Genomic DNA, 24,923 nt, shown 5'->3' on the forward strand with positions numbered 1-24,923 from the left:
CAGAAACGGCTGCAATCATTACGCTGAGCGTAACGGATCTGCGCCCACCTTGATTGATCCAGCCGCGCTAACCGGCCTACGGTGTGACCCCACGACAGCGAATCTGTGGAGTCACCATGACAACAACAAACCCCTGCGACGCGCGCTGGTCCCAGCGACGCCGCGAGAAGCAGCGGCGCCTGGAGCAGGTCCGGACGTTCGCCGACGGTGCGGTGCTGCCCAGCGAGCATATCGTGGCCGCCCTGGAAGCCCTGCTGATGCCCGGCGACCGCGTAGTGCTCGAGGGCAATAACCAGAAACAGGCAGACTTCCTGTCCCGCTCCCTGGCCCAGGTCGACCCCGGCAAACTGCATGACCTGCATATGATCATGCCCAGCGTCGGCCGGCCCGAACACTTGGACCTGTTCGAAAAAGGCATCGCGCGCAAACTCGATTTCTCCTTCGCCGGCACCCAAAGCTTGCGCATTAGCCAGTTGCTCGAAGACGGCTTGCTGGAGATCGGCGCGATCCACACCTACATCGAGCTGTACTCGCGGCTGGTGGTCGACCTGATTCCCAACGTCGTGCTCAGCGCCGGTTTTATGGCCGACCGCGCAGGCAATATTTACACCGGCGCCAGTACCGAGGATTCGCCGGCGCTGATTGAACCGGCAGCCTTCAGCGACGGTATCGTGATTGTGCAGGTCAACCAGTTGGTGGACGACGTCAGCGAGCTGCCGCGGGTCGATATTCCCGCCTCCTGGGTCGACTTCGTGGTGGTTGCCGACCGGCCGTTTTACATCGAGCCGCTGTTCACCCGCGATCCTCGGCACATCAAGCCGGTGCACGTGTTGATGGCGATGATGGCGATCCGTGGCATCTACGAAAAACACAACGTGCAGTCGCTGAACCACGGCATCGGCTTCAACACCGCCGCCATTGAGCTGATTTTGCCCACCTACGGCGAATCCCTGGGCCTGAAGGGCAAGATCTGCCGCAACTGGACGCTCAACCCTCACCCCACCCTGATCCCCGCCATCGAAACCGGCTGGGTGCAGAGCGTGCACTGCTTTGGCACCGAGTTGGGCATGGAGAACTATATCGCCGCGCGCCCAGACGTGTTCTTCACCGGCCGCGACGGCTCCATGCGCTCCAACCGCATGTTCTGCCAACTGGCCGGCCAATACGCGGTGGACCTATTCATTGGCGCCACCCTGCAAGTGGACGGCGACGGCCACTCTTCCACGGTGACCCGTGGGCGCCTGGCCGGCTTCGGCGGTGCGCCGAACATGGGGCACGACCCGCGCGGGCGTCGGCATGCCACCCCGGCCTGGTTGGACATGCGCCAAGGCAGCGGCGACGCCCCCGCCGCCTTGCTGGAGCGCGGGCAGAAACTGGTGGTGCAGATGGTCGAAACCTTTCAGGAAGGCGGCAAACCGACCTTCGTCGAGACCCTGGACGCGGTCGAGGTGGCGAAGAAAAGCGGCATGGCCCTGGCGCCGATCATGATCTACGGCGACGACGTGACCCACTTGCTCACCGAAGAAGGCATCGCCTACCTGTACAAAGCGCGCTCGCTGGAAGAGCGCCAGGCGATGATCGCTGCCGTTGCCGGCGTTACCAGCATCGGCTTGCGACACAACCCCAAAGACACCGAGCGCATGCGCCGCGAAGGCCTGATCGCCTTGCCCGAAGATCTGGGCATCCGCCGCACCGACGCCAGCCGTGAGCTGTTGGCGGCCAAGAGTATCGCTGACTTGGTGCAGTGGTCCGATGGCCTCTACCAACCGCCGGCCAAATTCAGGAGCTGGTAATGCATGCACTCAACTTACCGGCGCTGCCGTGCGTCTGGGCTGAGCAGTTGGCCGACTGGGCCGTGGACGCTCTGATCGATGAAGCCGACCTGTCGCCCAAGCCCGCGCTGGTGGACCGGCGTGGCAACGGCGCCCATCAGGATTTGCACCTGGGCCTGATGCACGCTTCAGCGCTGTCGCTTTGGCCGACTTTTGCCGCCATGGCCGAAGCCGCCGCCCAGGCCGGCAGCGTGAGCCTGCCGCTGCGCGAGGCCCTTGGCCGTTTGGGCCGTGAAGGCGAGGTGGCCATGCTGCACACCACGGCCGGGGTTAACACTCACCGAGGGGCTATCTGGGCATTGGGCTTGCTGGTCGCAGCGGCCGCCTTGGTGCCGCGCGCTAGCTCAGCGGCGGTGCTGGCCGAGCATGCGGCGCGTCTGGCCCAGCTCGCGGACCGTTATGCACCGCAGCAGCCCAGCCACGGCAGCGAGGTTGCTCGCCGTTATGCCGTGGGGGGCGCACGCGAACAAGCGCAGCTGGGCTTTCCGGCGGTCATCCAGCAGGGCTTACCGCAATTACGGCGCAGCCGTGCCGCTGGCCACGGCGAGCAAAACGCGCGCCTGGATGCGCTGCTGGCGATCATGGCTACCCTGGGTGACACCTGCGTGTTGCACCGCGCCGGCCCCGTTGGCCTGGCCACCATGCAACAGGGCGCCCAAGCGGTACTCGATGCCGGCGGCAGTGCCAGCCTGGCCGGGCGTCGCCGTTTGCATACGTTGGATACGCAATTGTTGGCGCTGAATGCGTCGCCGGGCGGTGCCGCTGATCTGCTGGCGGCCTGCCTATTTATCGATCGCCTGGAACAAGGCGAATGTCCAAGGAGCCAAGGCTGATGGAAACCCTGTCTTTCGAATTTCCCGCCGGTGAGCCGATGCGCGGCCGAGCGTTGGTCGGCTGCGTCGGTTCTGGCGACCTAGAAGTGCTGATGGAGCCTGGCCTGCCGGGCAAGTTGCAGATCCAGGTGGTGACGTCGGTCAACGGCAGCGCGGCGCGCTGGGAGCACTTGTTCCAGCGCATGTTCGACGGCCAGACGCCGCCCGCGGCGCATATCGATATCCATGATTTTGGCGCCACCCCCGGTGTGGTTCGGCTGCGCCTGGAGCAAGGCTTCGAGGAGGTAGGGGCATGAGTGATAGCGCACGCTTGCTGCAGCAGCGCAGCTTCATCGAACTGAGCGCCCGCCAACGGGCCCGTGCCTTGCTCGACAGCGGCACGTTCCGCGAATTGATAGACCCGTTCGCGCGGGTCATGTCGCCCTGGCTCGAACGCCAGGGCGTGGTGCCCCAGGCGGACGACGGGGTGGTGGTCGGTAAAGGCCTGGTGGCGGACAAACCGGTGGTCATCGCCGCCATCGAAGGCGCTTTCCAGGGCGGCAGCCTGGGCGAAGTGAGTGGGGCGAAGATCGCCGGGCTCTTGGAGTTGGCTGCTGAGGATAATCGCAACGGCGTGCCCACTGCGGCGGTTTTGCTGCTGGAGACCGGCGGCGTGCGCTTGCAGGAAGCCAACCTGGGCCTGGCCGCCATTGCCGACATCCATGCAGCGATTGTCGACCTGCGCCAATACCAGCCAGTGATCGGCGTAGTAGCGGGCAGTGTCGGTTGTTTTGGCGGCATGTCCATCGCCGCCGGGCTGTGCAGCCACCTGTTGGTCACCCGCGAGGCCCGCCTGGGCCTTAACGGCCCGCAGGTAATCGAACAGGAGGCTGGGATCGAGGAGTACGACTCGCGGGATCGGCCCTTTATCTGGAGCCTGACCGGCGGCGAGCAGCGTTTTGCCAGTGGCCTAGTGGACGGCTATGTGCAAGACGACGCTGAGCAGATTCAGCAGCAAGTCAGCCAATGGCTGCAGCAAGGCCTACCCGCACAGATTCGTAGCCGCCAAAGCGGTTTCTACCTGCAGCGCCTGGCCGCCTTGGACGCGCAGCCGCAAGTTGACGCCGGCCAGGTACGCGCATTGTTCAAAGGAGAACAGGCATGAACGGTTATTCCTTACGCGGTCTGCGCTGGTTCGAGGCGTTGACGGGCCACGCCACGGTACTGCAAGGCCTACCGGGCTCCGTGCGCGTGGCCGATGCCGACCTGAACGGGCAAGCGGTGCGTGTGCTCGCCGTGGTCGCGGACCCGGCCAACCCTTTTGCGCGGGCCCGTGAAGGCGAGGTCGGCCTGCTGGAAGGCTGGGGCTTGGCTAAAGCCATCGATGCGCTGATCGAGCTGGATCATGGGCAACCTAACCAACGCCCATTGATCGCGGTGGTCGATGTACCGAGCCAGGCCTACGGCCGACGGGAAGAGGCGCTGGGCATCCATCAGGCCCTCGCCGGCGCGGTGGACAGTTATGCCCGGGCGCGCCTGGCGGGGCATCCGGTCATCGCACTGTTGGTGGGCAAGGCCATGTCCGGGGCGTTCCTGGCCCATGGCTACCAGGCCAACCGCATGATCGCCTTGCGTGACCCGGGCGTGCAGGTGCACGCCATGGGTAAAGCTTCGGCGGCGCGGGTGACCCAGCGCAGCATCGACGAACTCGAGGCCCTGGCCGCCAGCGTGCCGCCCATGGCTTACGATATCGACAGCTATGCCAGCCTCGGCCTGCTGTGGGAAACCCTGACGGTGGCGCAGATCGAACAACCCACGGCCGACGACCTGGCGCGGGTGCGCGATGTCCTGTTCAGGGCCATCGCGGACACCTGCACAGGCCCCAGGGACCTTTCCGGGCGCCTCGGCGCGGTCAATCGGCAAGCGTCGGCGCGGGTGCGGCGGCTGTTGCGTGAGCAGTGGTAATGAACCCCCACGATCTGCTCTGGGGCCTGTACCCGCACCATCTACCGGTGGAAGCGCCCGGCTGGGTGAGCGAAGCGGTCGCCCGCGGCCTGCCCGTGGTGGTGCGCCGCCACTACCTGGGGCCGAACCGGGTCGCCGTGGGCATCCGTGGCGCGCGCCGCGAGCAGCGTTTTGCCTGCAGCCTGCCGCTCGCTGCGGTGACCCGGCGGGTCACCCCCGAGCAATTGATTGACCTGCCATTCGAGCCGCATTGCCCGGCGTTGCACGCCTTGCTGCGGGTGCGCGACGGCTTGACGGCCAATGGCTGGGTATGGGGCGTGAGCGGTAGCGCCGGTTTCGAGTTAGCCAGCGGCGTGCGGGCGTTGCACGCGCAAAGCGATCTGGATTTGATTGTGCGAGCCCCCAAGGCGCTGTCCAAACGCGAGGCGCGGGCGTTGCTGGCAACCTTCGAGGGGGTTGGCTGTGCGGTCGATGTGCAGCTACAGACGCCCTGGGGAGGTGTCGCGCTGCGTGAATGGGCCAGTGATACGCGCACGGTTTTGCTCAAAGGCGAGCGCACCGCCCAGTTGGTCGCGGACCCTTGGGCCGTCGCCATGGAGCCCGCTTTATGAGCAGCTTGCTGGCATTTCCCGGGCAGGGCGCGCAACAGCCCGGCATGCTCCACAGCCTGCCTGAGCAGGCACAGGTCCGCGCCTGCCTGCGCGAGGCCAGTGACGCTCTGGGTGAGGACGTCTTGCAGTTGGACAGCGCCGAGGCCTTGGGCGCCACCCGGGCCGTGCAACTGTGCCTGCTGATCGCCGGCGTAGCCTGTGCGCGTTTGCTGCCGAGGCCCGACTACGTGGCGGGGTTATCCATAGGCGCCTACCCGGCCGCCGTGATTGCAGGCGTATTAACGTTCGAAGACGCGCTGCGACTGGTGGCCTTGCGCGGCGAATTGATGCAGCAGGCTTATCCCGAGGGCTATGGCATGACCGCCATCGTGGGGCTGAGCCTGGCCACGGTAGAGCAACTGCTGGCGCACGTGCACAGCCCTCAACAGCCGGTGTACTTGGCCAATATCAATGCCGAGCAGCAAGTGGTGATTGCCGGCAGCCACAGCGCTATGGCGGCCGTGGCGCAGCGGGCCAAGGCCCTGGGCGCCGGGCTGGCGCGGCGGCTGGCGGTCAGTGTGCCGTCCCATTGCGAGCTACTTGCCGCGCCGGCTGCGCGCCTGGCCGAGGCGTTCGCGGGCGTCACTTTACAAGCCCCGCGCGTGCGCTACCTGAGCGGCACCCGCGCGCGCCCGCTGCAGCAGATAGAGCAGTTGCGCGACGACCTGGCTTACAACATGTGCCGGGTGGTCGACTGGCGCGGCGTGGTGGAAAACGCCTACGAGCGCGGCATCCGCCTGCACATCGAGCTGCCGCCTGGCAGCGTGTTGACCCCATTGGCGAAAAAGGTGCTGCTCGACGGCACCTGCGTGGCGTTTCAAGGTGCGCGCCTGGATACCCTAAAAGCGCTCATGGAGGAGGAGGGCCGCCGTATTCAATAGACCGATAGCAACTGCTGCGAAGGATAAAAACAACAACTTCGGCTGGGCAATTCGAGGGTACTGAGCATGATTATTTACGGTGTGGCGTTATTGGCTATCTGCACGTTGGCCGGTGTGATTATCGGCGACTGGCTAGGTGTACTGCTGGGGGTCAGGTCGAACGTGGGCGGGGTGGGCATTGCCATGATCCTGTTGATCTGCGCCCGGCTGTGGATGCAGAAACGCGGTGGACTCAGCGAAGGCTGCGAGCTGGGCGTGGGTTTTTGGGGCGCGCTGTACATCCCGGTGGTGGTGGCCATGGCGGCCCAGCAAAACGTTGTGACGGCCTTGCACGGTGGGCCGATGGCGGTGGTGGCGGCCGTAGGTTCGGTGCTGATTTGCGGCGCGACCATTGCCCTGATCAGCCGCACCAACCGCGGCGAACCCTTGCCAGATGAACCGGAAGAAGTGACCGCCGCTGGCACACCGGTCGGGGGGCGCTGATATGTGGGATCTCATTGAAAAAAGCCTGGAACACAACGGTTTGATCACAGCCTTTGCGTTCGTCGGCATCATCATGTGGGTGTCGGTGGTGTTGTCCAAGCGCCTGACGTTCGGCCGCGTGCACGGCTCGGCCATCGCTATCGTGATCGGGCTGATCCTGGCTTGGGTCGGCGGTACGTTGACGGGCGGGCAGAAAGGCTTGGCCGACCTGGCCTTGTTCTCCGGCATCGGCCTGATGGGCGGCGCCATGCTGCGCGATTTCGCCATTGTTGCCACGGCCTTTGAAGTGCAAGCGACCGAGGCGAAAAAGGCCGGGCTGATCGGCGCGGTTGCCCTGTTGCTCGGCACTGTTCTGCCGTTCTTCTTCGGCGCTGGCGTGGCCTGGCTGTTTGGTTACCGCGACGCGGTAAGCATGACCACCATTGGCGCGGGCGCGGTGACTTACATCGTCGGGCCGGTGACGGGGGCGGCCATCGGCGCTTCGTCGGACGTGGTCGCGTTGTCGATTGCCACCGGTTTGATCAAGGCCATCGTGGTCATGGTCGGTACGCCCTTTGCGGCGCGCTGGCTGGGCTTGGACAACCCGCGCTCGGCCATGGTCTTTGGTGGCCTGGCCGGTACGGTCAGCGGCGTGACCGCGGGCCTGGCGGCCACTGACCGGCGGCTGGTGCCGTATGGCGCGCTGACCGCGACGTTTCACACCGGGTTAGGCTGCCTGCTGGGGCCGTCGGTGTTGTATTTCATCGTGCGCGGCGTGGTGGGTGCGTAATCGCGGCCTCAACTGCGGTCTTTGCGCTCATACATCCGGCATTCCGCGAGTAGCGCTAGCAGGTTGGGGTCGCGTTCCTTGGCCTTGAGGAATACCACCCCGATTTGCTGCTGCAGGCGGTAGCGCGCTTGCAGCGGGATCAGCCGTACGCGGTTCTCGTATACCGCGGCCACGCGCCCTGGTAGCAGAGCAAAACCCACCCCAGAACTGACCATGCTGAGCAGTGTGAAGATGTCGTTCACCTGCATGGCCACCTTGGGTTCGAACCCGGCCTGCTTGAACACGCGAATGCCATCGCGGTGGGTGGCGAAGCCTTGGGTGAGGGTGATGAAGGTGGCATCGCGCAGGTCGCTCAGGTCGATTTCTGCGTGCTGGGCAAAGGGCGAATCGGCTGGCGTGGCGAGAAAGATATCGTCCGAGAATAACGCCAGTTGCTCGCAGTCCGGGTCGTGTAAAGGGTCGTCCAGGGAGATCAGGATCGCATCGGCTTCCATGTTTTTCAGCTTGAACATCAGGTCGATGTTCGAGCCCATGATCAGGTCGATGTTCAGCTCACTGCGGCGCAGCTTCAGGCCCATGATCAGTTGCGGTACGGTCTTGATCGTCAGCGAATACAAGGACCCCAGGCGGAATCGCTCCGCCGAGAAACCCGCCGCTTCGCGGGTGGCCTGAACGCTGGCAAGCACATCCTGGACCAGCTTCTGGGCGCGCTCCTCCAGCACGTAAGCGCTCTCCAGCGGCGTCAGGTTGCGCCCTTCATGTTTGAACAGCGGGCAGCGCAGCGCGCTCTCCAGGGAGTGGATGGCCCGGTGTACGCTAACGTTGCTGGTCTGCAACAGCGCGGCGGCGCGGGTCAGGTTGCCGGTGCGCATGAAGGCCAGAAACACCTCCAGCTTTTTCAGGGTCAGCTCTTCGTCGATCAGCATCGCAAACGCTCTGGGCGGGTTTTTTATTCACACTCCACGTGTAGCATGGTGAGCACTTTAGGCCTTGTGGAGACGCTGGTTATGTACTACGGCGAACGGCTTAACGCCTGGACTCATCTGCTCGGGGCACTGTTGGCCCTGGGTGGGGCGGTGTGGTTGCTGGTCTTGGCCAGCGCGCAGGGTAACCCCTGGAAGATCGTCAGCGTAGCAGTGTATGGCGTGACCTTGCTGATGCTCTACAGCGTATCGACGCTGTACCACAGCGTGCAGGGGCGAACCAAGACGATCATGCGCAAGCTCGATCACTTGTCGATCTATCTGCTGATTGCTGGCAGCTACACGCCCTTTTGCCTGGTGACCCTGCGCGGCCCCTGGGGCTGGAGCCTGTTTGGCGTGGTCTGGGGGCTGGCGCTGCTGGGTATGTTGCAGGAGCTCAAACCGCGCTCTGAGGCGCGGGTGTTGTCCATCGTGATCTACGCCTTGATGGGCTGGATCGTACTGGTCGCCGTGCAGCCACTGCTGGCCCGCCTGGGCCCTGAGGGTTTTGCCTGGTTGGCCGGTGGTGGGGTGCTGTACACCGTGGGGATCATCTTCTTCGCCCTCGACTCGCGCTTGCGCCACGCCCACGGTATCTGGCACCTGTTCGTTATTGCCGGTAGCGTGCTGCACTTTGTCGCGATCCTGCGCTACGTGCTTTAAAAGTCCCCCCACAACTGCTGCGCCACCGCTAGCGCAACCACCGGCGCAGTTTCGGTGCGCAGCACCCTGGGGCCTAGGCGAGCGGCCTGGAAGCCGTTGGCTTGGGCCTGGGCGATTTCGCTGTCGCTGAGGCCGCCCTCGGGGCCGATCAAAAACGCCAGCGAGCGGGGGGGCGAGTGGCTCGTCAGTGCGTCGGCCACCGGGTGCAGGACCAGCTTGAGTTCGGCCGTGTTGCCCTGTAGCCAGTCGGCGAGCAGGGTGGGGGCATTGATGGTCGGCACGCTGGAGCGGCCGCATTGCTCACACGCACTGATCGCCACCTGGCGCCAGTGGGCCATGCGCTTTTCCGTGCGCTCGTCTTTAAGGCGCACTTCGCAGCGCTCGCTGATGATCGGGGTAATCGCGTTGACCCCTAATTCGGTGGCCTTTTGAATGGCCCAGTCCATCCGCTCGCCCCGCGACAGGCCCTGGCCCAGGTGAATGTTCAGGGTGGACTCGGGCTGGCCGGGCAGGCATTCGTCGAGCTGCACGGTGACGCGCTTTTTGCCGACCTCCAGCAAGCTGCCGCGGTACTCCTGGCCGCTGCCGTCGAACAGCTGTACGGCGTCACCGCTGACCATGCGCAGCACCCGGCCTACATAGTGAGCCTGAGCTTCGGGCAGCTCCTGTTGGCCGAGGCTCAACGGCGCGTCGATGAAAAAACGGGAGAGTCGCATAGGGGTCTCTAACAGTAGGTGAATGGGCTAGCCAGGGTCACGGAAGTCGGGATGGAAATTGCTCGGCACGGCCACGCTGAGGCTGTCGCGGGTGGCGATGTCGATGCCTTCGCTGGCTACCTCGGCGAGGAAATCGATCTGCTCTGGGGTGATCACATAAGGCGGCAGAAAATACACCACACTGCCCAACGGGCGCAGCAACGCGCCGCGCTCCAGGGCATGGTTGAACACTTTCAGCCCACGTCGCTCCTGCCAGGGGTAGGCGGTTTTGCTGGGTTTGTCCTGCACCATCTCGATGGCCAGCACCATGCCGGTCTGACGCACCTCGGCCACATGGGGGTGGTCGGCCAGGTGGGCAGTGGCGGTAGCCATGCGTTGGGCCAGGGCCTGGTTATGTTCGATCACGTTGTCTTGCTCGAAAATATCCAAGGTCGCCAGGGCGGCGGCGCAGGCCAGCGGGTTGCCGGTGTAGCTGTGCGAATGCAAGAACGCCCGCAGGGTTGGGTAGTCGTCGTAAAACGCGCTGTACACGTCATCGGTGGTGACGCACGCCGCCAGCGGCAAGTAGCCGCCGGTGAGGGCTTTGGACAGGCACAGGAAGTCCGGGCGAATACCGGCCTGCTCGCAGGCGAACATCGTACCGGTGCGGCCGAAGCCCACCGCGATCTCATCGTGAATCAAGTGCACGCCGTAGCGGTCGCACGCCTCGCGCAGCAGCTTGAGGTACACCGGGTGGTACATGCGCATGCCGCCTGCGCCCTGGATCAGCGGTTCGATAATGACCGCCGCAACGCTGGCGTGGTGCTCGGCGAGGGTTTGCTCCATGGCTTGGAACATCGTGCGCGAATGTTCTTCCCAGCTCACGCCTTCGGGGCGCAGGTAGCAGTCAGGGCTCGGCACCTTGAGGGTGTCGAGCAGCAGCGCCTTGTAGGTCTCGGTGAACAGCGGCACGTCGCCGACCGACATCGCCGCGATGGTTTCGCCGTGATAGCTGTTGGTCAGGGTGACGAAGCGTTTCTTCGCCGGCTGGCCCCGATTGACCCAGTAGTGGAAGCTCATCTTCAGCGCCACTTCGATGCACGACGAGCCGTTGTCGGCGTAGAAGCACCGGGTCAGGCCCTCGGGGGTGAGCTGCACCAGCCGCTCCGACAGTTCGATCACCGGCTGATGGCTGAAGCCGGCCAGGATCACGTGTTCCAGTTGGTCGACCTGGTCCTTGATGCGCTGGTTGATGCGCGGGTTGGCGTGGCCGAACACGTTGACCCACCAGGAACTGACCGCGTCGAGGTAGCGTTTGCCTTCGAAGTCCTCGAGCCAGACCCCTTCACCGCGCTTGATAGGAATCAGCGGCAGCTGTTCGTGGTCTTTCATCTGGGTACAGGGGTGCCACAGGACCTTGAGGTCACGTTGCATCCACTGATTATTGAGGCTCATTGCATCTCTCCTGACGACAGTCGCGCAAGCCTATGCAATGACTGCCTGCGGAACAACCCATCAGGCCAAATGAATGGCGTAGAGATCGGGGGCAAGCCCCCTCCTACAGTAGGAGGGGGCTTGCCCCCGATCTTTTGACCCTAGGGTTACATTTTCTTTTAATGTTTCGTTAACGGAATAGAGCGAAAATAAATAATCGTTTTTATCGATCTTTCGAAGCAGTATTTTTCGCTTTAATTCGATAGATAAAACCGTAATCTTGAGCACATTACTAACCGGTGACGCCCAATGCAGCTACGTAACTCTCCTTCTCGCTATGGCTGGGTCAGCATGTTCCTGCACTGGGGTGTGGCCCTGACCGTCTTCAGCATGTTTGCCTTAGGGCTGTGGATGGTGGGTCTGGGTTACTACGACCCATGGCGTAAGGCGGGGCCGGACTTGCACAAGAGTATTGGTCTGGTGCTGTTCTTCTTTATGCTGCTGCGGGTGCTTTGGCGTTTTATCAGCCCACCCCCGCCACCGACGCCCAACCAAGGCCCGCTTACCCGGCTGGCGGCCACGCTTGGCCACTTGTTCCTGTATGCCGATCTGTTTCTGGTGATGGCGGCGGGTTACCTGATCTCCACCGCTGATGGCGTTGGTATTCCGGTATTCGGGCTGTTCGAAGTGCCTGCGCTGGTCAGCGGCTTGCCTGACCAGGCCGAAACCGCTGGCACGATCCACTTGTACCTGGCTTGGGTGTTGGTGATCTTCGCTGGCCTGCATGGCCTGGCTGCACTCAAGCACCATTTTATCGACCGTGATGCCACTCTGGTACGTATGCTAGGGCGTAGAGCCTGATGCTTAACCCACTGCAAAGGAAATACAGTATGTTGAAAAAGACCCTCGCCGCCGTCGCTATCGGTACCGCTCTGCTCTCGGCCGGCCAGGCCATGGCCGCTGACTACAAGATCGACAAGGAAGGCCAACACGCTTTCGTTGATTTCAAGATCAGCCACTTGGGCTATAGCTTCATCACCGGTACTTTCAAAGACTTCGATGGTACGTTCAGCTTTGACGCCGCCAAGCCTGAGGCCTCCAAGATCGACGTCACCCTGAAGACCGCCAGCGTTTTCACCAACCACGCCGAACGTGACAAGCACATCGCTAGCAAAGACTTCCTGGACGTTGCCAAGTACCCAGAAGCGACCTTCAAGTCCACCAGCGTCAAACCTACCGGCAAGAACGCCGATGGCAAAACCACTGCTGACGTGAGCGGCGACCTGACTCTGCAAGGCGTCACCAAGCCCGTGGTCATCAAGGCCACCTTCCTGGGTGAAGGCAAAGATCCGTGGGGCGGCTACCGTGCTGGCTTCGAGGGTAACACCACCATCAACCGCAAAGACTTCGCACCGAAGACCATGGACCTCGGCCCACAGTCTGACACCGTTGAGTTGTACTTCACGTTTGAAGGTGTTCGTCAGAAGTAAGATATAGCGCGCACAAAAAGATCGGGGGCGAGCCCCCTCCTACGCATGGTAGGAGGGGGCTCGCCCCCGATCTGTTTCGCCCGCGATTTTGTTCGCGCTGCTTAACCTTCGCGGTTACGCGTCAGCAGTGCCGGTTTTTCACCGCGTGGGCGGCTCGGCAATTGCTCCAGCTGCTCGGCTGTGGGGAAGCGATCGATCTTCGATTCCTTGTGCACGATTTTAGGCTGGGTGGTCGGCGCCCGTGAGCTGCTAACCGCGGGCTCGCCGCTAGACTGCTCATTGTTGGCTGGGCGGCGGTTACGCGGGTTGTCGCGGCGCTGGCCGCCATTGCTGCCACCGGCGTTGCTGCGTGGCCCACGTTTGCCGCCGTCGCCGGCGGGTTTGCCCGCTCCGCCCGTGCCGTTACGCGGCCCGCGGCCTTGACGCCCAGCCGCAGCAGGCGCTGCACCACCGGCCGCAGGGCTAGCGGGAGCTGCGGGGCGACGCCCACGGCCTTGGTTCTTGCCTTGATAAGGGCTGACGTAATCGGCGCGGTTGCCGAAGTTGTCTACCTCATCGTCGCGGAACTCGTCCGGCGCCCGATCAGCCGGAATCGGCGGAATGGTGGCTGGTGTCGCTTGAGCATCACGAGGCCCCGCCTGGCGCGGTTTCTTATCACGGGGTTGGCGTTCAGAACGCGCCCCGGCGGGCTTTTCCTTACCTTTGTCCTTGCCTTTATCCTTGCGGCCTTCACCGGCCTTGCTAGCGCCGTCGCCACGTGGGTTGCGGGCGTTGCGGTTGTTCACCTGAGGGCGCTCGCGCACCTCGGGTTTTTCCGCTTCCACGGTGCTGGAGTCAAAGCCCATCAAGTCGCCGTCAGCAATTTTCTGCTTGGTCATGCGCTCGATGCTTTTCAGCAGTTTTTCTTCGTCGGGCGCGACCAATGAAACGGCCTCGCCTTGACGCCCGGCACGGCCGGTACGGCCGATGCGGTGGACGTAGTCTTCCTCGACGTTAGGCAGCTCGAAGTTGACCACGTGGGGCAGTTGATCGATGTCCAGGCCGCGGGCGGCGATGTCGGTGGCAACCATGATGCGCACAGCGCCGGCCTTGAAGTCGGCCAATGCTTTGGTGCGGGCGTTCTGGCTCTTGTTGCCGTGGATCGCTACCGCGCTGAGGCCGTGCTTTTCCAGGTATTCGGCCAGGCGGTTGGCGCCGTGCTTGGTACGCGTGAAGACCAGCACCTGCTCCCAGGCACCCTGGGTGATCAGGTGGGCCAGCAGTGAGCGCTTATGGCTGGAAGCCAGGCGATAGACCCGCTGCTCGATGCGCTCGACCGTGGTGTTCGGTGGCGTGACTTCGATGCGCTCGGGGTTATGCAGCAACTTGCCGGCGAGGTCGGTGATGTCTTTGGAGAAGGTCGCCGAAAACAGCAGGTTTTGCCGTTTGGCTGGGAGCCGCGCCAAGACCTTTTTCACGTCGTGGACGAAGCCCATGTCGAGCATGCGGTCGGCTTCGTCCAGCACCAGGATTTCCACGTGGGCCAGGTCGACGCTGCCTTGGCCGCACAGGTCGAGCAGACGGCCCGGGCAGGCCACCAGTACATCGACACCGCGGGCCATGGCCTGCACCTGGGGGTTCATGCCGACGCCACCGAAGATGCAGGTACTGACGAACTTCAGGTCGCGGGCATAGACCTTGAAGCTGTCGTGCACCTGCGCGGCGAGTTCGCGGGTAGGGGTCAGGACCAAGACGCGCGGCTGGCGCGGGCCGTGACGTTGGGATTTGTCTGGGTGCCCGTTGGGGAACAGCCGTTCCAGAATCGGAAGGGCGAAACCGCCGGTTTTGCCAGTACCTGTTTGGGCGGCAACCATCAGGTCGCGGCCTTGCAACACGGCGGGGATAGCCCGCTGTTGCACCGGAGTGGGCTGGGTATAGCCGGCTGCCTCGATGGCGCGGACTAAAGCCTCGGAGAGACCGAGGGAAGCAAAGGACATGAGTAATCCTGTTCTAGTGGGGGCTTATGCCCGAGGTATGATCTTGCCTGGCGCGAGCGGTGTGCCTGCAGGGCCCACGTGGGTTAACACATGAACCGACCTGGGCACGCTCGCGTCCGGTCCTGCTGGGCTTTGCTGCGCATCCGGACAACGCCTGGTGGGCTGCAAGCCACACGTTGGGGCGGGTCGGGGCGCCTTGTTCAAGGCCGAGCGTCCGGGCGTAAGCCTGGCGGGAAGGCTGGAGTATAACAGAGCATTGGCAATACGCCGCGTTTGCGCGCTCAACGGCTTTATTGCGGGCTACCGAGGTTGCCATAGCGGTCCAGCAAAGCCGTATAAGCAGGCTCTCGCTTGAAGCGCCGCAGCTCGTCACTAAAGCGTTCGGCCAACGCTTGCATGCCAGGGGCGCGGCGTAACGCCAGGTATTGCGGGCGCTCGGAGATGCTCCCAGGCAGCGGGCTGACTTGCCGCTGTAGGCCTTGGCGGCGCACAGCGTAGGCGCCCGTGCGGCGGTCAGTCACTAGCAGATCGAGCCGGCCCAGCAGCAATTTGCCGAAGTTGGCCGCCTCGGTGGCTGCGCTTTCGCGCTCGAAGCCCGGATGCTGCATGAACGCCGTACCGTAGTCATAACCGGCGACGACGCCGATCTTCAAGCCCTTGAGGTCGTCGAGATGGCTGAAGGTATGCGGGCGCGCGTTAGCTTGGTAGAGCACGAACTGCGCGTCAGACAAAGGTTCGCCGGGGTAAAGCAAGTCGCTGTCCCGGGCCGCTGTCCAGAAGATATCCAGCACGCCATCGGCCCGGCCCTGTTCAACCATGGCCAGGGCGCGGCGCCACGGCACGAACTCCCATTGCACTTGCACGCCCATCCGTTCGAACACCTGGGTAGTGACTTCCAGGTCCATCCCCGCCGGCTGGCCATCTTCGGTGTAAGCGTAGGGCGCCCAAGGGTCGGTGACGATCAGCAGGGGGGCAGCGTTGGCGGCCAGGCATGCGCCCAGCAGCCACAACGCCAGTACCGCGCGCACTTGCGTCAGCCGGGCCACCAACCGCTCGGTACTCAGCGCGGCAACTTGAGGTTGTTCCACACCGCCAGGCTCGGCTCGGCCTGGTTCAGTGTGTAGAAGTGCAAGCCCGGAGCGCCGCCCTCTAGCAGGCGCTCACACATGCGGGTGATGACTTCAGTGCCAAACGCTTGGATGCTCTGGGTGTCATCGCCGTACGCCTCTAGCTGCTTGCGCACCCAGCGTGGGATCTCAGCGCCGCAGGCATCGGAAAAGCGGGCCAACTTGCTGTAGTTGGTGATGGGCATGATGCCCGGCACGATGGGGATATTGACCCCCAACTTCTGCACGCGCTCGACAAAGTAGAAGTAGCAGTCGGCATTGAAAAAGTATTGCGTGATCGCGCTGCTGGCACCGGCATTGGCTTTCTGGGCGAAGTTGGCCAGGTCAGCTTCCAGGTTGCGTGCCTGGGGGTGCATCTCAGGGTAAGCGGCCACTTCGATATGAAAGTGGTCGCCGGTTTCAGCGCGAATGAACTCCACCAGCTCATTGGCATAGCGCAGCTCACCGCTTGACATGCCCATGCCCGACGGCAGGTCGCCGCGCAAGGCGACGATGCGCTGAATACCGGCTTCTTTATACTGAGCCAGCAAGGTACGCAGCTCAGCCCGGCTGTCGCCCACGCAAGACAAATGCGGTGCGGCGGGCACGTTCACTTCGTTTTGCAACTGCAGCACGGTATTGAGCGTACGGTCACGGGTGGAGCCACCGGCACCGTAGGTGCAGGAGAAGAAATCGGGGCCGTAGCCGGCCAACTGGCGGGCGACGTTCAACAGTTTTTCGTGTCCGGCGTCGGTCTTGGTTGGGAAGAACTCGAAGCTCACGGGACGTGTTTGGGACATGGTGCTCTGTTCCTTTAGCTGCGCGCGATGAGCGTCGAGCCCGCCGTGGCTATTGCCCCAGTGGCCCGACCCTCGCGTTGGCAGCGCATCGTTTAGAAAGCTACGAGCTCGCGCCCGTAGCTTGCAGCTCGAAACTCAACGCTTAGTAGCGATAGGCTTCTGGCTTGAACGGGCCTTCGACGCTGACGCCAATGTAGTCAGCCTGCTGCTGGGTCAGTTGAGTAACCACGCCACCGAAGCCGCGGACCATTTCCAGGGCCACTTCTTCGTCAAGCTTCTTGGGCAATACTTCGACGGTCAGGCGCTCGGCTTTTTTGGCCGGTGACAGGTCGGCGAACTTTTGCTCGAACAGGAAAATCTGCGCCAGCACTTGGTTGGCGAACGAGCCGTCCATGATCCGGCTAGGGTGGCCTGTGGCGTTGCCCAGGTTGACCAAGCGGCCTTCGGCCAGGAGGATCAGGTAGTCATCGTTCTGTGCATCGAACGCGCCTGGGCCGGTGCGGTGGATCTTGTGCACCTGCGGCTTGACCTCTTCCCATGCCCAGTTCTTGCGCATGAAGGCGGTGTCGATTTCGTTGTCAAAGTGGCCGATGTTGCACACCACGGCGCGCTTTTTCAGCGCTTGCAGCATGTTGGCATCGCAGACGTTGACGTTACCGGTGGTGGTGACAATCAGGTCGATCTTGCCCAACAGGGCCTTGTCGATGCTGGCCGCGCTGCCGTCGTTGCGCCCATCGATAAAGGGTGAGACCAATTCGAAGCCGTCCATGCAGGCTTGCATGGCGCAGATAGGGTCGACTTCGGTGACCTTGACGATCATGCCTTCCTGGCGCAGCGATTGTGCCGAGCCTTTACCTACGTCACCGTAGCCGATCACCAGGGCCTGCTTGCCCGACAGCAGGTGGTCGGTGCCGCGCTTGATGGCGTCGTTGAGGCTGTGACGGCAGCCGTATTTGTTGTCGTTCTTGCTCTTGGTCACCGAGTCGTTGACGTTGATGGCCGGGATTTTCAATGTGCCCTTGGCCAGCATGTCCAGCAGGCGGTGCACGCCGGTGGTGGTTTCTTCGGTGACACCGTGCATGCGCTCGAGCATGGCCGGGTATTTCTTGTGCAGGATTTCGGTGAGGTCACCACCGTCGTCCAGAATCATATTGGCGTCCCACGGCTGGCCATCCTTGAGGATGGTCTGCTCGATGCACCACTCGTACTCAGCTTCGGTTTCGCCTTTCCAGGCAAACACAGGGATGCCCGCAGCGGCGATAGCAGCAGCGGCCTGGTCTTGGGTGGAGAAAATGTTGCAAGACGACCAACGCACTTCGGCACCCAGGGCAACCAGGGTTTCGATCAGCACGGCGGTCTGAATGGTCATGTGGATGCAGCCAAGGATTTTTGCGCCCTTGAGGGGCTGCTCGCCAGCGTATTTGCGGCGCAGGCCCATCAGCGCAGGCATTTCCGATTCAGCGATGATGGTTTCGCGACGGCCCCAGGCCGCCAGGGAGATATCGGCGACTTTGTAGTCGGAAAAATCTGCAGGCGTGTTTACAGCGCTCATAGAAGAGCCTCCATTCGTAAGGTGCGAATGGGCGCCGTTGTGCGTTGGTTTATCAACGCCCCATCCGAGCCTGACAGGTAGACCTGCTGCAGCGCCCCTCGGACAGGTGGCGGGAACGGCCGGGAAGTGAAAAGGGCCGTTTTGTGTAACGCCGGCGATTATAGCTGCGCCGGCGTCGCGGCCCAAGCATTTCTGTGGTTTCCTGCCGGAAGGCTGATGGCGCCGATGCAAAATCCCTAATGGAGCGCGTTGGGCAGGTCTGCCATGATGGGCCAATCCACCGGCAGACAGTCAGGAGCGACGATGAATTTCCATACCCGCAAATGGGTCAAGCCCGAAGACCTCAACCCTAACGGCACCTTGTTCGGTGGCAGCCTATTGCGCTGGATCGACGAAGAAGCCGCGATTTACGCCATCGTTCAGTTGGGCAACCAGCGAGTGGTGACCAAGTACATTTCAGAAATCAACTTCGTCAGCGCTTCGCGTCAGGGTGACATCATCGAACTCGGCATCACGGCCACCGAGTTCGGGCGTACCTCGATCACCCTCACCTGCGAAGTGCGCAACAAGATCACCCGCAAAAGCATCCTCACCGTGGAGAAACTGGTGTTCGTCAACCTGGGCGAGGACGGCTTGCCAGCACCCCATGGGCGCACCGAGATTCGCTACATCAAGGATCAGTTCGAGCCTGACTGAACCCAGAAAAATCGGGGCCTAGGCCCCGATGGGTCAGCGTGCGCGCCAGCGCCGCAACCACTCTAGGCCCTGTGATGTATCGCCCTTGGGGCGGTATTCACAGCCGATCCAACCTTCATAGCCCAACTGGTCGATCAGCTCGAACAGGTACGGGTAATTGATTTCGCCGCTGTCAGGTTCGTGGCGGTCCGGTACGCCGGCGATCTGGATATGGCCGATACCGGCCATGTCGCGGCGCAGCTTCATGGCCAGGTCGCCCTCGACAATCTGGCAGTGATAGCAGTCGAACTGGACCTTCACGTTATCTGCGCCGACCTGCGCAACCAAGGCGTGGGCCTGATCTTGGCGGTTGAGGAAGAAGCCCGGCATGTCGCGGGTGTTGATCGGCTCTAGCAGCACGGTGATGCCTGCCTTGGCCGCTTGCGCGGCGGCGTGGCGCAGGTTTTCCACATACACCTCATGGTGCTGCGCCCGGGCGCTTTCGCTGGGCAGCAGCCCCGCCATGACATGGATACGTGAGTTGCCCAGCACGGCGGCGTATTCCAGGGCGCGCTCGAAGCCTTCACGAAACTCCTGCTCGCGGCCCGGTAGCGACACCGTACCCCGTTCGCCCGCGGCCCAATCGCCCGGTGGCGCATTGAACAACGCTTGTTGCAGGTTGTGCTCGGTCAGGCGTTGCTTGAGTTCCTGAGCGCTGAAGTCGTACGGGAACAGGTATTCCACGGCCTCGAAGCCGTCGGCCGCTGCGGCGGCAAAGCGGTCGAGGAACGCGTGTTCGGGGTAGAGCATGCTGAGGTTGGCAGCAAAACGCGGCATAAGGACTCCAGGTCAGACAAAGGGCCAGAGCGCGAGGGTCATCAAGAACCCCAGTACGCCCAGCACGGTGACAAGAACGGTCCAGGTACGTAGGCCGTCGGCGACGTTCAGGCCCGCCAGTTTAGTGAACATCCAGTAGCCTGCATCGTTGATGTGCGACATGGCCAGCCCGCCACCGCCCATGGCCAGGCACAGCAGGGCCAGATGGTTGGGGCTCAGACCCAGGGTCGCGACCATCGGCGTGAGAATGCCGGCGGTGGTCACCAGGGCGACCGTGGTCGAACCCTGCACCGCGCGCAACAGCATGGTCAGCAGAAAACCCAGGGCCAGAACCGGCAGGCCGGTGGTGCGCAATGCTTCAGACACCACCGCACCGATGCCGGTATCAACCAGCACCTTGCCGAACACACCGCCGGCACCGGCGATCAGGATCACCATGGCCACACCGGGCAGGGCCGAGCCAATCACATCGGACACCTGGCTACGGCTCCAGCCGCGGCGGCTGCCTAGCAACCAGGCACACAGCAGAGTATCGATCAGCAGGGCCACCAGTGGCGCGCCGAGCACCACCAAGATAGCGCGCAGGGTCGATTCAGGGGGCAGCAGGCTGGTGGCCAGGGTGCCGAGCAGGATCAATACGATGGGCAGCAGGATTAGCGCCACGATCAGGCCGAAGCCTGGGGCTGGCGCCGGTGGCAGTTTGGCCGCCAGGCTGCTGGCACTTTCTTCGCCTGCAAAGGTTTTGCCTTGGGTGGCTTCGCGCACGGCTGAATAGTCGTCACGGGCCCAGGCTTCCAGGTCGGCATTGGTGACATGGGCGCCATACACTTCGGCCCGGATGTCATCCGTCATGGGGTAGACCCGGCGGGTCATGCGCCCGGCAACCAGATAGCCGACCAGGCACAGGATAGCCACCAGCGGCATGCCGAACATCAACACGCGGCCAATGTCGGCGCCCAGTTGCCCGGCCGCGGCGACTGCTCCAGGGTGCGGCGGCAGAAACGCATGCACGGCCAGCAGCGCAGCGCACATGGGCAGGGCGAACACCAGCAGCGGCTTGCGTGCCGCCCGGGCCACGCCATACGCCAGGGGCATGAGGATGATCACGCCGACCTCGAAAAACACCGGTACCCCCACCATAAAGCCCGCCACGGTCAGCGCCAGTGGCGTGCGCCGGTTACCGAAGCGTTCAATAAGGGTCTTGGCCAAGGCTTCGGCGCCACCGGACAGCTCAATGATGCGCCCGATCATCGCGCCCAGGGCGATGATGATCGCGATGTGCCCGAGGGTCTTGCCCATGCCGCCTTCGATGGTTGCCACTAGGTCGGCCGGTTTGACCCCGGCCACCAGCGCCACCACGATGCTGATGAGCAGCAGGGCCACGAATGGTTGGAACTTGTATTTGAGCACCAGCAACAGCAATAACGCGATACCAGCGCCAGCGATGATCATTAGCAAGAGTGGGCTCATGCTGCATTTCCTATTTTTATTGTTATCCGGAATATCCGGGGGGGGCGCCGCCACGCCCGTGGCAGCGGTCAGTTGTGCACGTCAGAAACGCGTTACCACTGCGCGCCGAAGGCTTCGCGCAGATCTTGCAAGGCCGCCTGGCTCAACGGCGCCGGGCGTGGATTGCTCATCAGCCAGAGGCGCGCGGTTTCTTCCAGCTCCTCCAGGGCGTAACTGGCCTTGGCCACCGAGCTTTCCCAGATCACCGGGCCAAGGCGTTCGAGCATGACGCCGCGTACGCGGTTGGCCAGTTGCGCGACCTGCTCAGCCACCTTGGGCGAGCCAGGCCGCTCGTAGGGAATCAGCGGGATATGGCCGACCTTCATCACCTGATAGGGGGTGAGCGGCGGCAAGATATCGTCCGCCGACCAGACCCCTGCCAAGGTCAGTGCCACCAGGTGGGTGGAGTGGGTGTGCACCACGCCGCCGACCCCAGGGTTGCGGTCATACACTTCACGGTGCAGGGCCAGTGTTTTGGAGGGCTTATCACCGCTGACCCATTCCCCCGCCAGGTTGACCTTGGCGATCGTGGCGGGGTCGAGCCGGCCCAGACAGGCGTCGGTCGGGGTGATCAGCCAGCCGTCTTCGAGCCGGGAACTGATATTGCCAGCGCTGCCAACGGTGTAGCCGCGGCCATAGAGCAGGCGGCCGACGTCACAGATTTCTTCACGCAGGCGGCTCTCGCTGCTCATTGGGCACCCCCGGCCAGTTGCTCAAGAGCTTTGGCAAAGAAATCGCGCCCACCGAAGTTGCCCGACTTTAAGGCCAGGGCCAGGGGCTCTTGGGTGGTGCTGACGGTGGCCGGCACGCCGGGGTCGATCTGCGCGCCGATTTGCAGAAGCTGTACATTCAGCGCCTGAACCACTGCCCCGGAGGTCTCGCCGCCGGCAACCACGAAGCGGCGTACCCCTGCGGCGCGCAGACCACTGGCGATCTCGCCCAGGGCTTGCTCGACCAAGGCCCCGGCACGCTCAACACCCAGTTGGGCTTGCACAGCTTTGACCTCGTCAGGCGCGCTGGTGGCGTAGATCAATACGGTCTGGCCAGCGTTAGCAGCGAACGCCAGTGCCTCGGCGACCACCGGCTTGCCGGCGGCCAGCGCCAGAGGGTCGATGCGCAAGGCCGGGCGGCCGGCTTCGAGCCAAGCCGCCACTTGCCCGTTGGTGGCTTGCGAGGCGCTACCCGCCAACACCACTTCACCACCCGCCACGAGGGGCACGCAGGCGGCGTCCACGTCGCGCAGGCGGCCAGCACGGCGAAAGTTTTCTGGCAGGCCCAGGGCCAGGCCCGAACCGCCGGTGAGCAGCGGCAGCCCGGCACAGGCTTCGCCTAGGGTGTAAAGATCGGCATCGGACAACGCATCGGCGATGGCCATGCCGACGCCGTTGGCACGCAACGTGGCGATCTGTTCTTTGACCTTGGCCGCCCCCTGGGCCACGCAGTCGTAACGCAGCAGGCCGACCTTTTGCCGGGTCTGCGCCTGCAGCACGCGCACCAGGTTGGCGTCGGTCATAGGAGTGAGCGGGTGGTGCTGCATGCCCGACTCGTTCAGCAGTTGGTCTTGAACGAACAGGTGCCCGCGGAAAATCGTCCGGCCGTTTTCCGGGAAGGCCGGGCAGGCCAGGGTGAAGTCGCTGCCTAACGCTTCGAGCAGGGCTTCGCTGACCTGGCCGATATTGCCCGCTGCGGTGGAGTCGAACGTGGAGCAGTATTTGAAGAAGATCTGCTCGCAGCCGCGCTCACGCAGCCAGGCCAGGGCGGCCAGGGACTGCTCGATGGCTTCGGCGGCCGGCAAGGTGCGCGACTTCAGGGCGATCACCACCGCATCGGCGTCCAGCCCTGCGGCGACTTCGGCCGTGGGGATGCCGATGCTCTGCACTGTGCGCATACCGCCGCGTACAAGCATGTTGGCGAGGTCCGTGGCGCCGGTGAAGTCATCGGCAATGCAGCCCAGCAACGGGCGAGTGGCAAGGTTATTCATGCGCGCAGTTCCTTAGGCCGATGGCTTCTTGGCGGTGGGCAGCTCGATGCCGGGGAAGATCTTGATCACGGCCGAATCGTCCTCACGGCCGAAACCGGCGCTCGACGCTTGCATGAACATTTGATGGGCGGTGGCCGAAAGCGGCAGGGGGAATTTGCTGGCGCGGGCGGTATCGAGGACCAGGCCCAGGTCCTTGACGAAGATGTCCACTGCCGAGAGCGGCGTGTAGTCAGCCTTCAAAATATGCGGCACGCGGTTTTCGAACATCCAGGAATTGCCCGCGCTGTGGGTGATCACTTCGTATAGGGCATCGGCGTCGACACCTTCGCGCAGGCCCAGGGCCATGGCTTCAGCCGAGGCGGCAATATGCACGCCCGCCAGCAGTTGGTTGATGATCTTCACCTTCGACCCCAAACCGTGCACATCGCCCAGGCGATAGACCTTACCCGCCATGCCCGCCAGTACGGCATCGGCCGCGGCATAAGCGGCTTGCGGGCCAGAGGTCATCATGGTCATTTCACCCGCGGCGGCCTTGGCGGCGCCCCCGGAAATCGGCGCGTCGAGGTATAGCAGGCCATGGCTGGCCAGGCGCTCGCCCAGGTCCACGGCGAAGGTCGGGGCTACGGTCGCGCAGCCGATGATCAGGCTGCCGGGGCGCAAGGCGGCCACGGCGCCGTTGTCCCCGAACAATACCGTCTCGGTTTGTTCGGCGTTGACTACCACCGTAACGATCACGTCGCAGGCGGCGGCCAGTGTGGCGGGGGAGGCGCAGGCGACGCCACCCTCGCTGGCGAATTGTTCGGTCACGGCGCTGCGCACATCACAGGCATGCACATTGAAACCCGAGCGCAATAACGAGCGGGCAATACCCAGGCCCATCGCGCCCAAACCAACGACACCGACATTTTTGTTATTCATGGAAGTATTCCTCGTGAGAGTGTGCAGCCGAATACCTCCGATCATGCCTCTGTGATCAGATCTTGTGAAGTGTTTTTTTAATTTAACAAATATTCACATCAACGATGTGAAAGCCTGTTTTCTAGGTTTTAGCCTTCCGCAAGGAGCAGCTCCACGCCCAGCTTGGCAACATTTTCGGCGGCGCCTTGGGCTAGTTGTGAATCGGTGATAATGGCGTCGAACTGCTCCAGGCCGACGATCTTGTACATGCCGAAGGTGCCGTACTTCGAGCTGCTGGCCACCAATACGGTTTGCGAGGCGCTCTGCATCGCCACCTGTTTGACCTCCACCTTCAGCGCCGAGGGGGTGGTGATACCGCGCTGTAAGTCCCAGGAACTGGTGGACATAAAAGCAATGTCGGTGGCGATCTGCCGCAGCGTCGCCGCCGCTAGGCCGCCCACACAGGATCGGTTGGGGTGATCGAGCAGGCCGCCGGTGTGAATCACCTCCACGTGGCTGGCGTCGGCCAGAGCATTGACGATGCCGAAGTCGTTGGTCACTACGGTCATACCGGTCAGCGCACTGATATGCGGGACGATCTCCAGTGTGCTGGTGCCGGCATCCAGGTAGACGGTCATGTCGGCGTGCAGCATCTTCGCCGCCAGGCGCGCCATCGCCTGCTTCTGCGGCAATTCCAGCACCGCCTTGGACTGATGGCTCGGCTCGCTGTGCACCTGGCTGGCAATGCGCACGCCGCCGGTGACCGAGTAGGCCCGCCCGGCCTGTTCGAGCAGGGCGATGTCGCGGCGTACGGTCATGTGCGAGCAGTCGAACATCTCGGTCAGTTGGTGCACGCTGAGCACCTGATGTTTGCGCAACTGGCGCAGCATCAATTCGCGACGCTGCTCAGGGATCATCGGGCCGCCACTGGCGATGTCCTGTTCTTTAGGCATG

At 63.3% G+C, this 24,923-nt stretch carries 26 protein-coding genes and 1 riboswitch; of the genes, 13 read left to right on the plus strand and 13 right to left on the minus strand.

All coding sequences use genetic code 11. The features are described 5' to 3' along the window. Positions 1-116 precede the first annotated feature (116 nt). The 9 genes from mdcA to madM all read left to right on the plus strand — a co-directional run bounded on the left by mdcA (position 117) and on the right by madM (position 7,392). Positions 117-1,793 carry a malonate decarboxylase subunit alpha gene (gene mdcA / locus QCL65_RS02755; RefSeq protein WP_407314647.1) on the plus strand — a complete coding sequence of 559 codons (1,677 nt, stop codon included), beginning with the start codon at positions 117-119 and terminating at the stop codon, positions 1,791-1,793. Continuing rightward, positions 1,793-2,665, plus strand: coding sequence for a triphosphoribosyl-dephospho-CoA synthase (locus QCL65_RS02760; RefSeq protein WP_407314649.1), 873 nt, complete (start codon positions 1,793-1,795; stop codon positions 2,663-2,665). Before mdcA ends, QCL65_RS02760 begins: the two co-directional genes overlap by 1 nt. Next, the gene (locus QCL65_RS02765; protein ID WP_407314651.1) at positions 2,665-2,961 is read left to right on the plus strand and encodes a malonate decarboxylase subunit delta; all 297 of its coding nucleotides are present in this window, start codon (positions 2,665-2,667) and stop codon (positions 2,959-2,961) included. Before QCL65_RS02760 ends, QCL65_RS02765 begins: the two co-directional genes overlap by 1 nt. Further along, positions 2,958-3,809 (plus strand): biotin-independent malonate decarboxylase subunit beta, encoded by an 852-nt coding sequence (locus QCL65_RS02770; RefSeq protein WP_407314653.1) that lies wholly within the window; start codon positions 2,958-2,960, stop codon positions 3,807-3,809. The genes QCL65_RS02765 and QCL65_RS02770 overlap by 4 nt, the downstream gene beginning before the upstream one ends. Further along, a complete protein-coding gene (gene mdcE, locus QCL65_RS02775) occupies positions 3,806-4,609 on the plus strand; it encodes a biotin-independent malonate decarboxylase subunit gamma (RefSeq protein WP_407314655.1) in 804 nt (267 codons plus the stop codon). The genes QCL65_RS02770 and mdcE overlap by 4 nt, the downstream gene beginning before the upstream one ends. Beyond that, a complete protein-coding gene (locus QCL65_RS02780) occupies positions 4,609-5,220 on the plus strand; it encodes a malonate decarboxylase holo-ACP synthase (RefSeq protein ID WP_407314657.1) in 612 nt (203 codons plus the stop codon). The genes mdcE and QCL65_RS02780 overlap by 1 nt, the downstream gene beginning before the upstream one ends. After that, complete coding sequence (gene mdcH, locus QCL65_RS02785; protein ID WP_407314659.1) at positions 5,217-6,140, plus strand: malonate decarboxylase subunit epsilon; 924 nt, start codon at positions 5,217-5,219, stop codon at positions 6,138-6,140. Before QCL65_RS02780 ends, mdcH begins: the two co-directional genes overlap by 4 nt. Positions 6,141-6,206: 66 nt before the next feature. Beyond that, positions 6,207-6,623, plus strand: a complete 417-nt coding sequence (madL, locus tag QCL65_RS02790) for a malonate transporter subunit MadL (RefSeq protein WP_407314661.1) — start codon at positions 6,207-6,209, stop codon at positions 6,621-6,623. A 1-nt stretch (position 6,624) separates the two neighbouring features. After that, positions 6,625-7,392, plus strand: a complete 768-nt coding sequence (gene madM, locus QCL65_RS02795) for a malonate transporter subunit MadM (protein WP_407314663.1) — start codon at positions 6,625-6,627, stop codon at positions 7,390-7,392. Between the two features lie 8 nt (positions 7,393-7,400). Here the strand turns inward: madM and QCL65_RS02800 are convergent, their stop codons facing one another. Beyond that, positions 7,401-8,318: a LysR substrate-binding domain-containing protein gene (locus QCL65_RS02800; protein ID WP_407314665.1), complete on the minus strand. Its 918-nt coding sequence runs from the start codon at positions 8,316-8,318 to the stop codon at positions 7,401-7,403. Between the two features lie 81 nt (positions 8,319-8,399). Between QCL65_RS02800 and QCL65_RS02805 the strand changes: the two genes are divergently transcribed. Further along, a complete protein-coding gene (locus tag QCL65_RS02805; protein WP_407314667.1) occupies positions 8,400-9,017 on the plus strand; it encodes a hemolysin III family protein in 618 nt (205 codons plus the stop codon). Here QCL65_RS02805 and QCL65_RS02810 read toward each other — a convergent pair. Together QCL65_RS02810 and QCL65_RS02815 are read right to left on the minus strand one after the other, a co-directional pair. After that, complete coding sequence (locus tag QCL65_RS02810; RefSeq protein WP_407314669.1) at positions 9,014-9,733, minus strand: 16S rRNA (uracil(1498)-N(3))-methyltransferase; 720 nt, start codon at positions 9,731-9,733, stop codon at positions 9,014-9,016. The two genes, QCL65_RS02805 and QCL65_RS02810, sit on opposite strands and share 4 nt — an antisense overlap. A gap of 27 nt (positions 9,734-9,760) precedes the next feature. Then, complete coding sequence (locus tag QCL65_RS02815; RefSeq protein ID WP_407314671.1) at positions 9,761-11,167, minus strand: adenosylmethionine--8-amino-7-oxononanoate transaminase; 1,407 nt, start codon at positions 11,165-11,167, stop codon at positions 9,761-9,763. 288 nt (positions 11,168-11,455) lie between these two features. Between QCL65_RS02815 and QCL65_RS02820 the strand changes: the two genes are divergently transcribed. Then, a complete protein-coding gene (locus QCL65_RS02820) occupies positions 11,456-12,007 on the plus strand; it encodes a cytochrome b (protein ID WP_407314673.1) in 552 nt (183 codons plus the stop codon). Positions 12,008-12,036: 29 nt separating this feature from the next. Beyond that, positions 12,037-12,636 carry a YceI family protein gene (locus QCL65_RS02825; RefSeq protein WP_407314675.1) on the plus strand — a complete coding sequence of 200 codons (600 nt, stop codon included), beginning with the start codon at positions 12,037-12,039 and terminating at the stop codon, positions 12,634-12,636. Between the two features lie 101 nt (positions 12,637-12,737). On the opposite strand, the gene QCL65_RS02830 is transcribed toward QCL65_RS02825, so the two are convergent. From QCL65_RS02830 to ahcY, 4 genes are all read right to left on the minus strand, one after another. Beyond that, a complete protein-coding gene (locus QCL65_RS02830) occupies positions 12,738-14,612 on the minus strand; it encodes a DEAD/DEAH box helicase (RefSeq protein WP_407314677.1) in 1,875 nt (624 codons plus the stop codon). Between the two features lie 290 nt (positions 14,613-14,902). After that, entirely contained in the window at positions 14,903-15,640 is a 738-nt protein-coding gene (locus tag QCL65_RS02835) for a substrate-binding periplasmic protein (protein ID WP_407316645.1), read from the minus strand. Positions 15,641-15,672: 32 nt separating this feature from the next. Continuing rightward, positions 15,673-16,518 (minus strand): methylenetetrahydrofolate reductase [NAD(P)H], encoded by an 846-nt coding sequence (metF, locus tag QCL65_RS02840; protein ID WP_407314679.1) that lies wholly within the window; start codon positions 16,516-16,518, stop codon positions 15,673-15,675. Positions 16,519-16,660: 142 nt separating this feature from the next. Further along, entirely contained in the window at positions 16,661-18,070 is a 1,410-nt protein-coding gene (gene ahcY / locus QCL65_RS02845; RefSeq protein WP_407314681.1) for an adenosylhomocysteinase, read from the minus strand. 22 nt (positions 18,071-18,092) lie between these two features. Next, positions 18,093-18,176, minus strand: a riboswitch (S-adenosyl-L-homocysteine riboswitch). 197 nt (positions 18,177-18,373) lie between these two features. On the opposite strand from ahcY, the gene QCL65_RS02850 reads away from it, so the two are divergent. Continuing rightward, complete coding sequence (locus QCL65_RS02850) at positions 18,374-18,766, plus strand: acyl-CoA thioesterase (protein ID WP_407314683.1); 393 nt, start codon at positions 18,374-18,376, stop codon at positions 18,764-18,766. Between the two features lie 33 nt (positions 18,767-18,799). Here QCL65_RS02850 and otnI read toward each other — a convergent pair whose 3' ends face one another. From otnI to QCL65_RS02880, 6 genes are all read right to left on the minus strand, one after another. Next, entirely contained in the window at positions 18,800-19,582 is a 783-nt protein-coding gene (gene otnI, locus QCL65_RS02855; protein WP_407314685.1) for a 2-oxo-tetronate isomerase, read from the minus strand. 12 nt (positions 19,583-19,594) lie between these two features. Next, a complete protein-coding gene (locus QCL65_RS02860; RefSeq protein WP_407314687.1) occupies positions 19,595-21,052 on the minus strand; it encodes an SLC13 family permease in 1,458 nt (485 codons plus the stop codon). A gap of 92 nt (positions 21,053-21,144) precedes the next feature. Beyond that, positions 21,145-21,783 (minus strand): aldolase, encoded by a 639-nt coding sequence (locus QCL65_RS02865; RefSeq protein ID WP_407314689.1) that lies wholly within the window; start codon positions 21,781-21,783, stop codon positions 21,145-21,147. Then, a complete protein-coding gene (gene otnK, locus QCL65_RS02870) occupies positions 21,780-23,072 on the minus strand; it encodes a 3-oxo-tetronate kinase (RefSeq protein ID WP_407314691.1) in 1,293 nt (430 codons plus the stop codon). Before otnK ends, QCL65_RS02865 begins: the two co-directional genes overlap by 4 nt. Positions 23,073-23,084: 12 nt before the next feature. Beyond that, positions 23,085-24,083, minus strand: a complete 999-nt coding sequence (ltnD, locus tag QCL65_RS02875) for an L-threonate dehydrogenase (protein ID WP_407316647.1) — start codon at positions 24,081-24,083, stop codon at positions 23,085-23,087. A gap of 35 nt (positions 24,084-24,118) precedes the next feature. Next, positions 24,119-24,922 carry a DeoR/GlpR family DNA-binding transcription regulator gene (locus tag QCL65_RS02880; protein WP_407314693.1) on the minus strand — a complete coding sequence of 268 codons (804 nt, stop codon included), beginning with the start codon at positions 24,920-24,922 and terminating at the stop codon, positions 24,119-24,121. Position 24,923: the final 1 nt, after the last annotated feature.

It is taken from the genome of Pseudomonas sp. nanlin1, from assembly GCF_045571515.1.
In the GTDB taxonomy this organism is placed as follows: domain Bacteria; phylum Pseudomonadota; class Gammaproteobacteria; order Pseudomonadales; family Pseudomonadaceae; genus Aquipseudomonas.

Excerpts from the sequence above, each read along its gene's own strand:
- mdcA (WP_407314647.1), top strand. The coding sequence starts at position 117 with ATGACAACAACAAACCCCTGCGACGCGCGCTGGTCCCAGCGACGCCGC.
- QCL65_RS02760 (WP_407314649.1), top strand. The coding sequence starts at position 1,793 with ATGCATGCACTCAACTTACCGGCGCTGCCGTGCGTCTGGGCTGAGCAG.
- QCL65_RS02765 (WP_407314651.1), top strand. The coding sequence starts at position 2,665 with ATGGAAACCCTGTCTTTCGAATTTCCCGCCGGTGAGCCGATGCGCGGC.
- QCL65_RS02770 (WP_407314653.1), top strand. The coding sequence starts at position 2,958 with ATGAGTGATAGCGCACGCTTGCTGCAGCAGCGCAGCTTCATCGAACTG.
- mdcE (WP_407314655.1), top strand. The coding sequence starts at position 3,806 with ATGAACGGTTATTCCTTACGCGGTCTGCGCTGGTTCGAGGCGTTGACG.
- QCL65_RS02780 (WP_407314657.1), top strand. The coding sequence starts at position 4,609 with ATGAACCCCCACGATCTGCTCTGGGGCCTGTACCCGCACCATCTACCG.
- mdcH (WP_407314659.1), top strand. The coding sequence starts at position 5,217 with ATGAGCAGCTTGCTGGCATTTCCCGGGCAGGGCGCGCAACAGCCCGGC.
- madL (WP_407314661.1), top strand. The coding sequence starts at position 6,207 with ATGATTATTTACGGTGTGGCGTTATTGGCTATCTGCACGTTGGCCGGT.
- madM (WP_407314663.1), top strand. The coding sequence starts at position 6,625 with ATGTGGGATCTCATTGAAAAAAGCCTGGAACACAACGGTTTGATCACA.
- QCL65_RS02800 (WP_407314665.1), bottom strand. The coding sequence starts at position 8,318 with ATGCTGATCGACGAAGAGCTGACCCTGAAAAAGCTGGAGGTGTTTCTG.
- QCL65_RS02805 (WP_407314667.1), top strand. The coding sequence starts at position 8,400 with ATGTACTACGGCGAACGGCTTAACGCCTGGACTCATCTGCTCGGGGCA.
- QCL65_RS02810 (WP_407314669.1), bottom strand. The coding sequence starts at position 9,733 with ATGCGACTCTCCCGTTTTTTCATCGACGCGCCGTTGAGCCTCGGCCAA.
- QCL65_RS02815 (WP_407314671.1), bottom strand. The coding sequence starts at position 11,167 with ATGAGCCTCAATAATCAGTGGATGCAACGTGACCTCAAGGTCCTGTGG.
- QCL65_RS02820 (WP_407314673.1), top strand. The coding sequence starts at position 11,456 with ATGCAGCTACGTAACTCTCCTTCTCGCTATGGCTGGGTCAGCATGTTC.
- QCL65_RS02825 (WP_407314675.1), top strand. The coding sequence starts at position 12,037 with ATGTTGAAAAAGACCCTCGCCGCCGTCGCTATCGGTACCGCTCTGCTC.
- QCL65_RS02830 (WP_407314677.1), bottom strand. The coding sequence starts at position 14,612 with ATGTCCTTTGCTTCCCTCGGTCTCTCCGAGGCTTTAGTCCGCGCCATC.
- metF (WP_407314679.1), bottom strand. The coding sequence starts at position 16,518 with ATGTCCCAAACACGTCCCGTGAGCTTCGAGTTCTTCCCAACCAAGACC.
- ahcY (WP_407314681.1), bottom strand. The coding sequence starts at position 18,070 with ATGAGCGCTGTAAACACGCCTGCAGATTTTTCCGACTACAAAGTCGCC.
- QCL65_RS02850 (WP_407314683.1), top strand. The coding sequence starts at position 18,374 with ATGAATTTCCATACCCGCAAATGGGTCAAGCCCGAAGACCTCAACCCT.
- otnI (WP_407314685.1), bottom strand. The coding sequence starts at position 19,582 with ATGCCGCGTTTTGCTGCCAACCTCAGCATGCTCTACCCCGAACACGCG.
- QCL65_RS02860 (WP_407314687.1), bottom strand. The coding sequence starts at position 21,052 with ATGAGCCCACTCTTGCTAATGATCATCGCTGGCGCTGGTATCGCGTTA.
- QCL65_RS02865 (WP_407314689.1), bottom strand. The coding sequence starts at position 21,783 with ATGAGCAGCGAGAGCCGCCTGCGTGAAGAAATCTGTGACGTCGGCCGC.
- otnK (WP_407314691.1), bottom strand. The coding sequence starts at position 23,072 with ATGAATAACCTTGCCACTCGCCCGTTGCTGGGCTGCATTGCCGATGAC.
- QCL65_RS02880 (WP_407314693.1), bottom strand. The coding sequence starts at position 24,922 with ATGCCTAAAGAACAGGACATCGCCAGTGGCGGCCCGATGATCCCTGAG.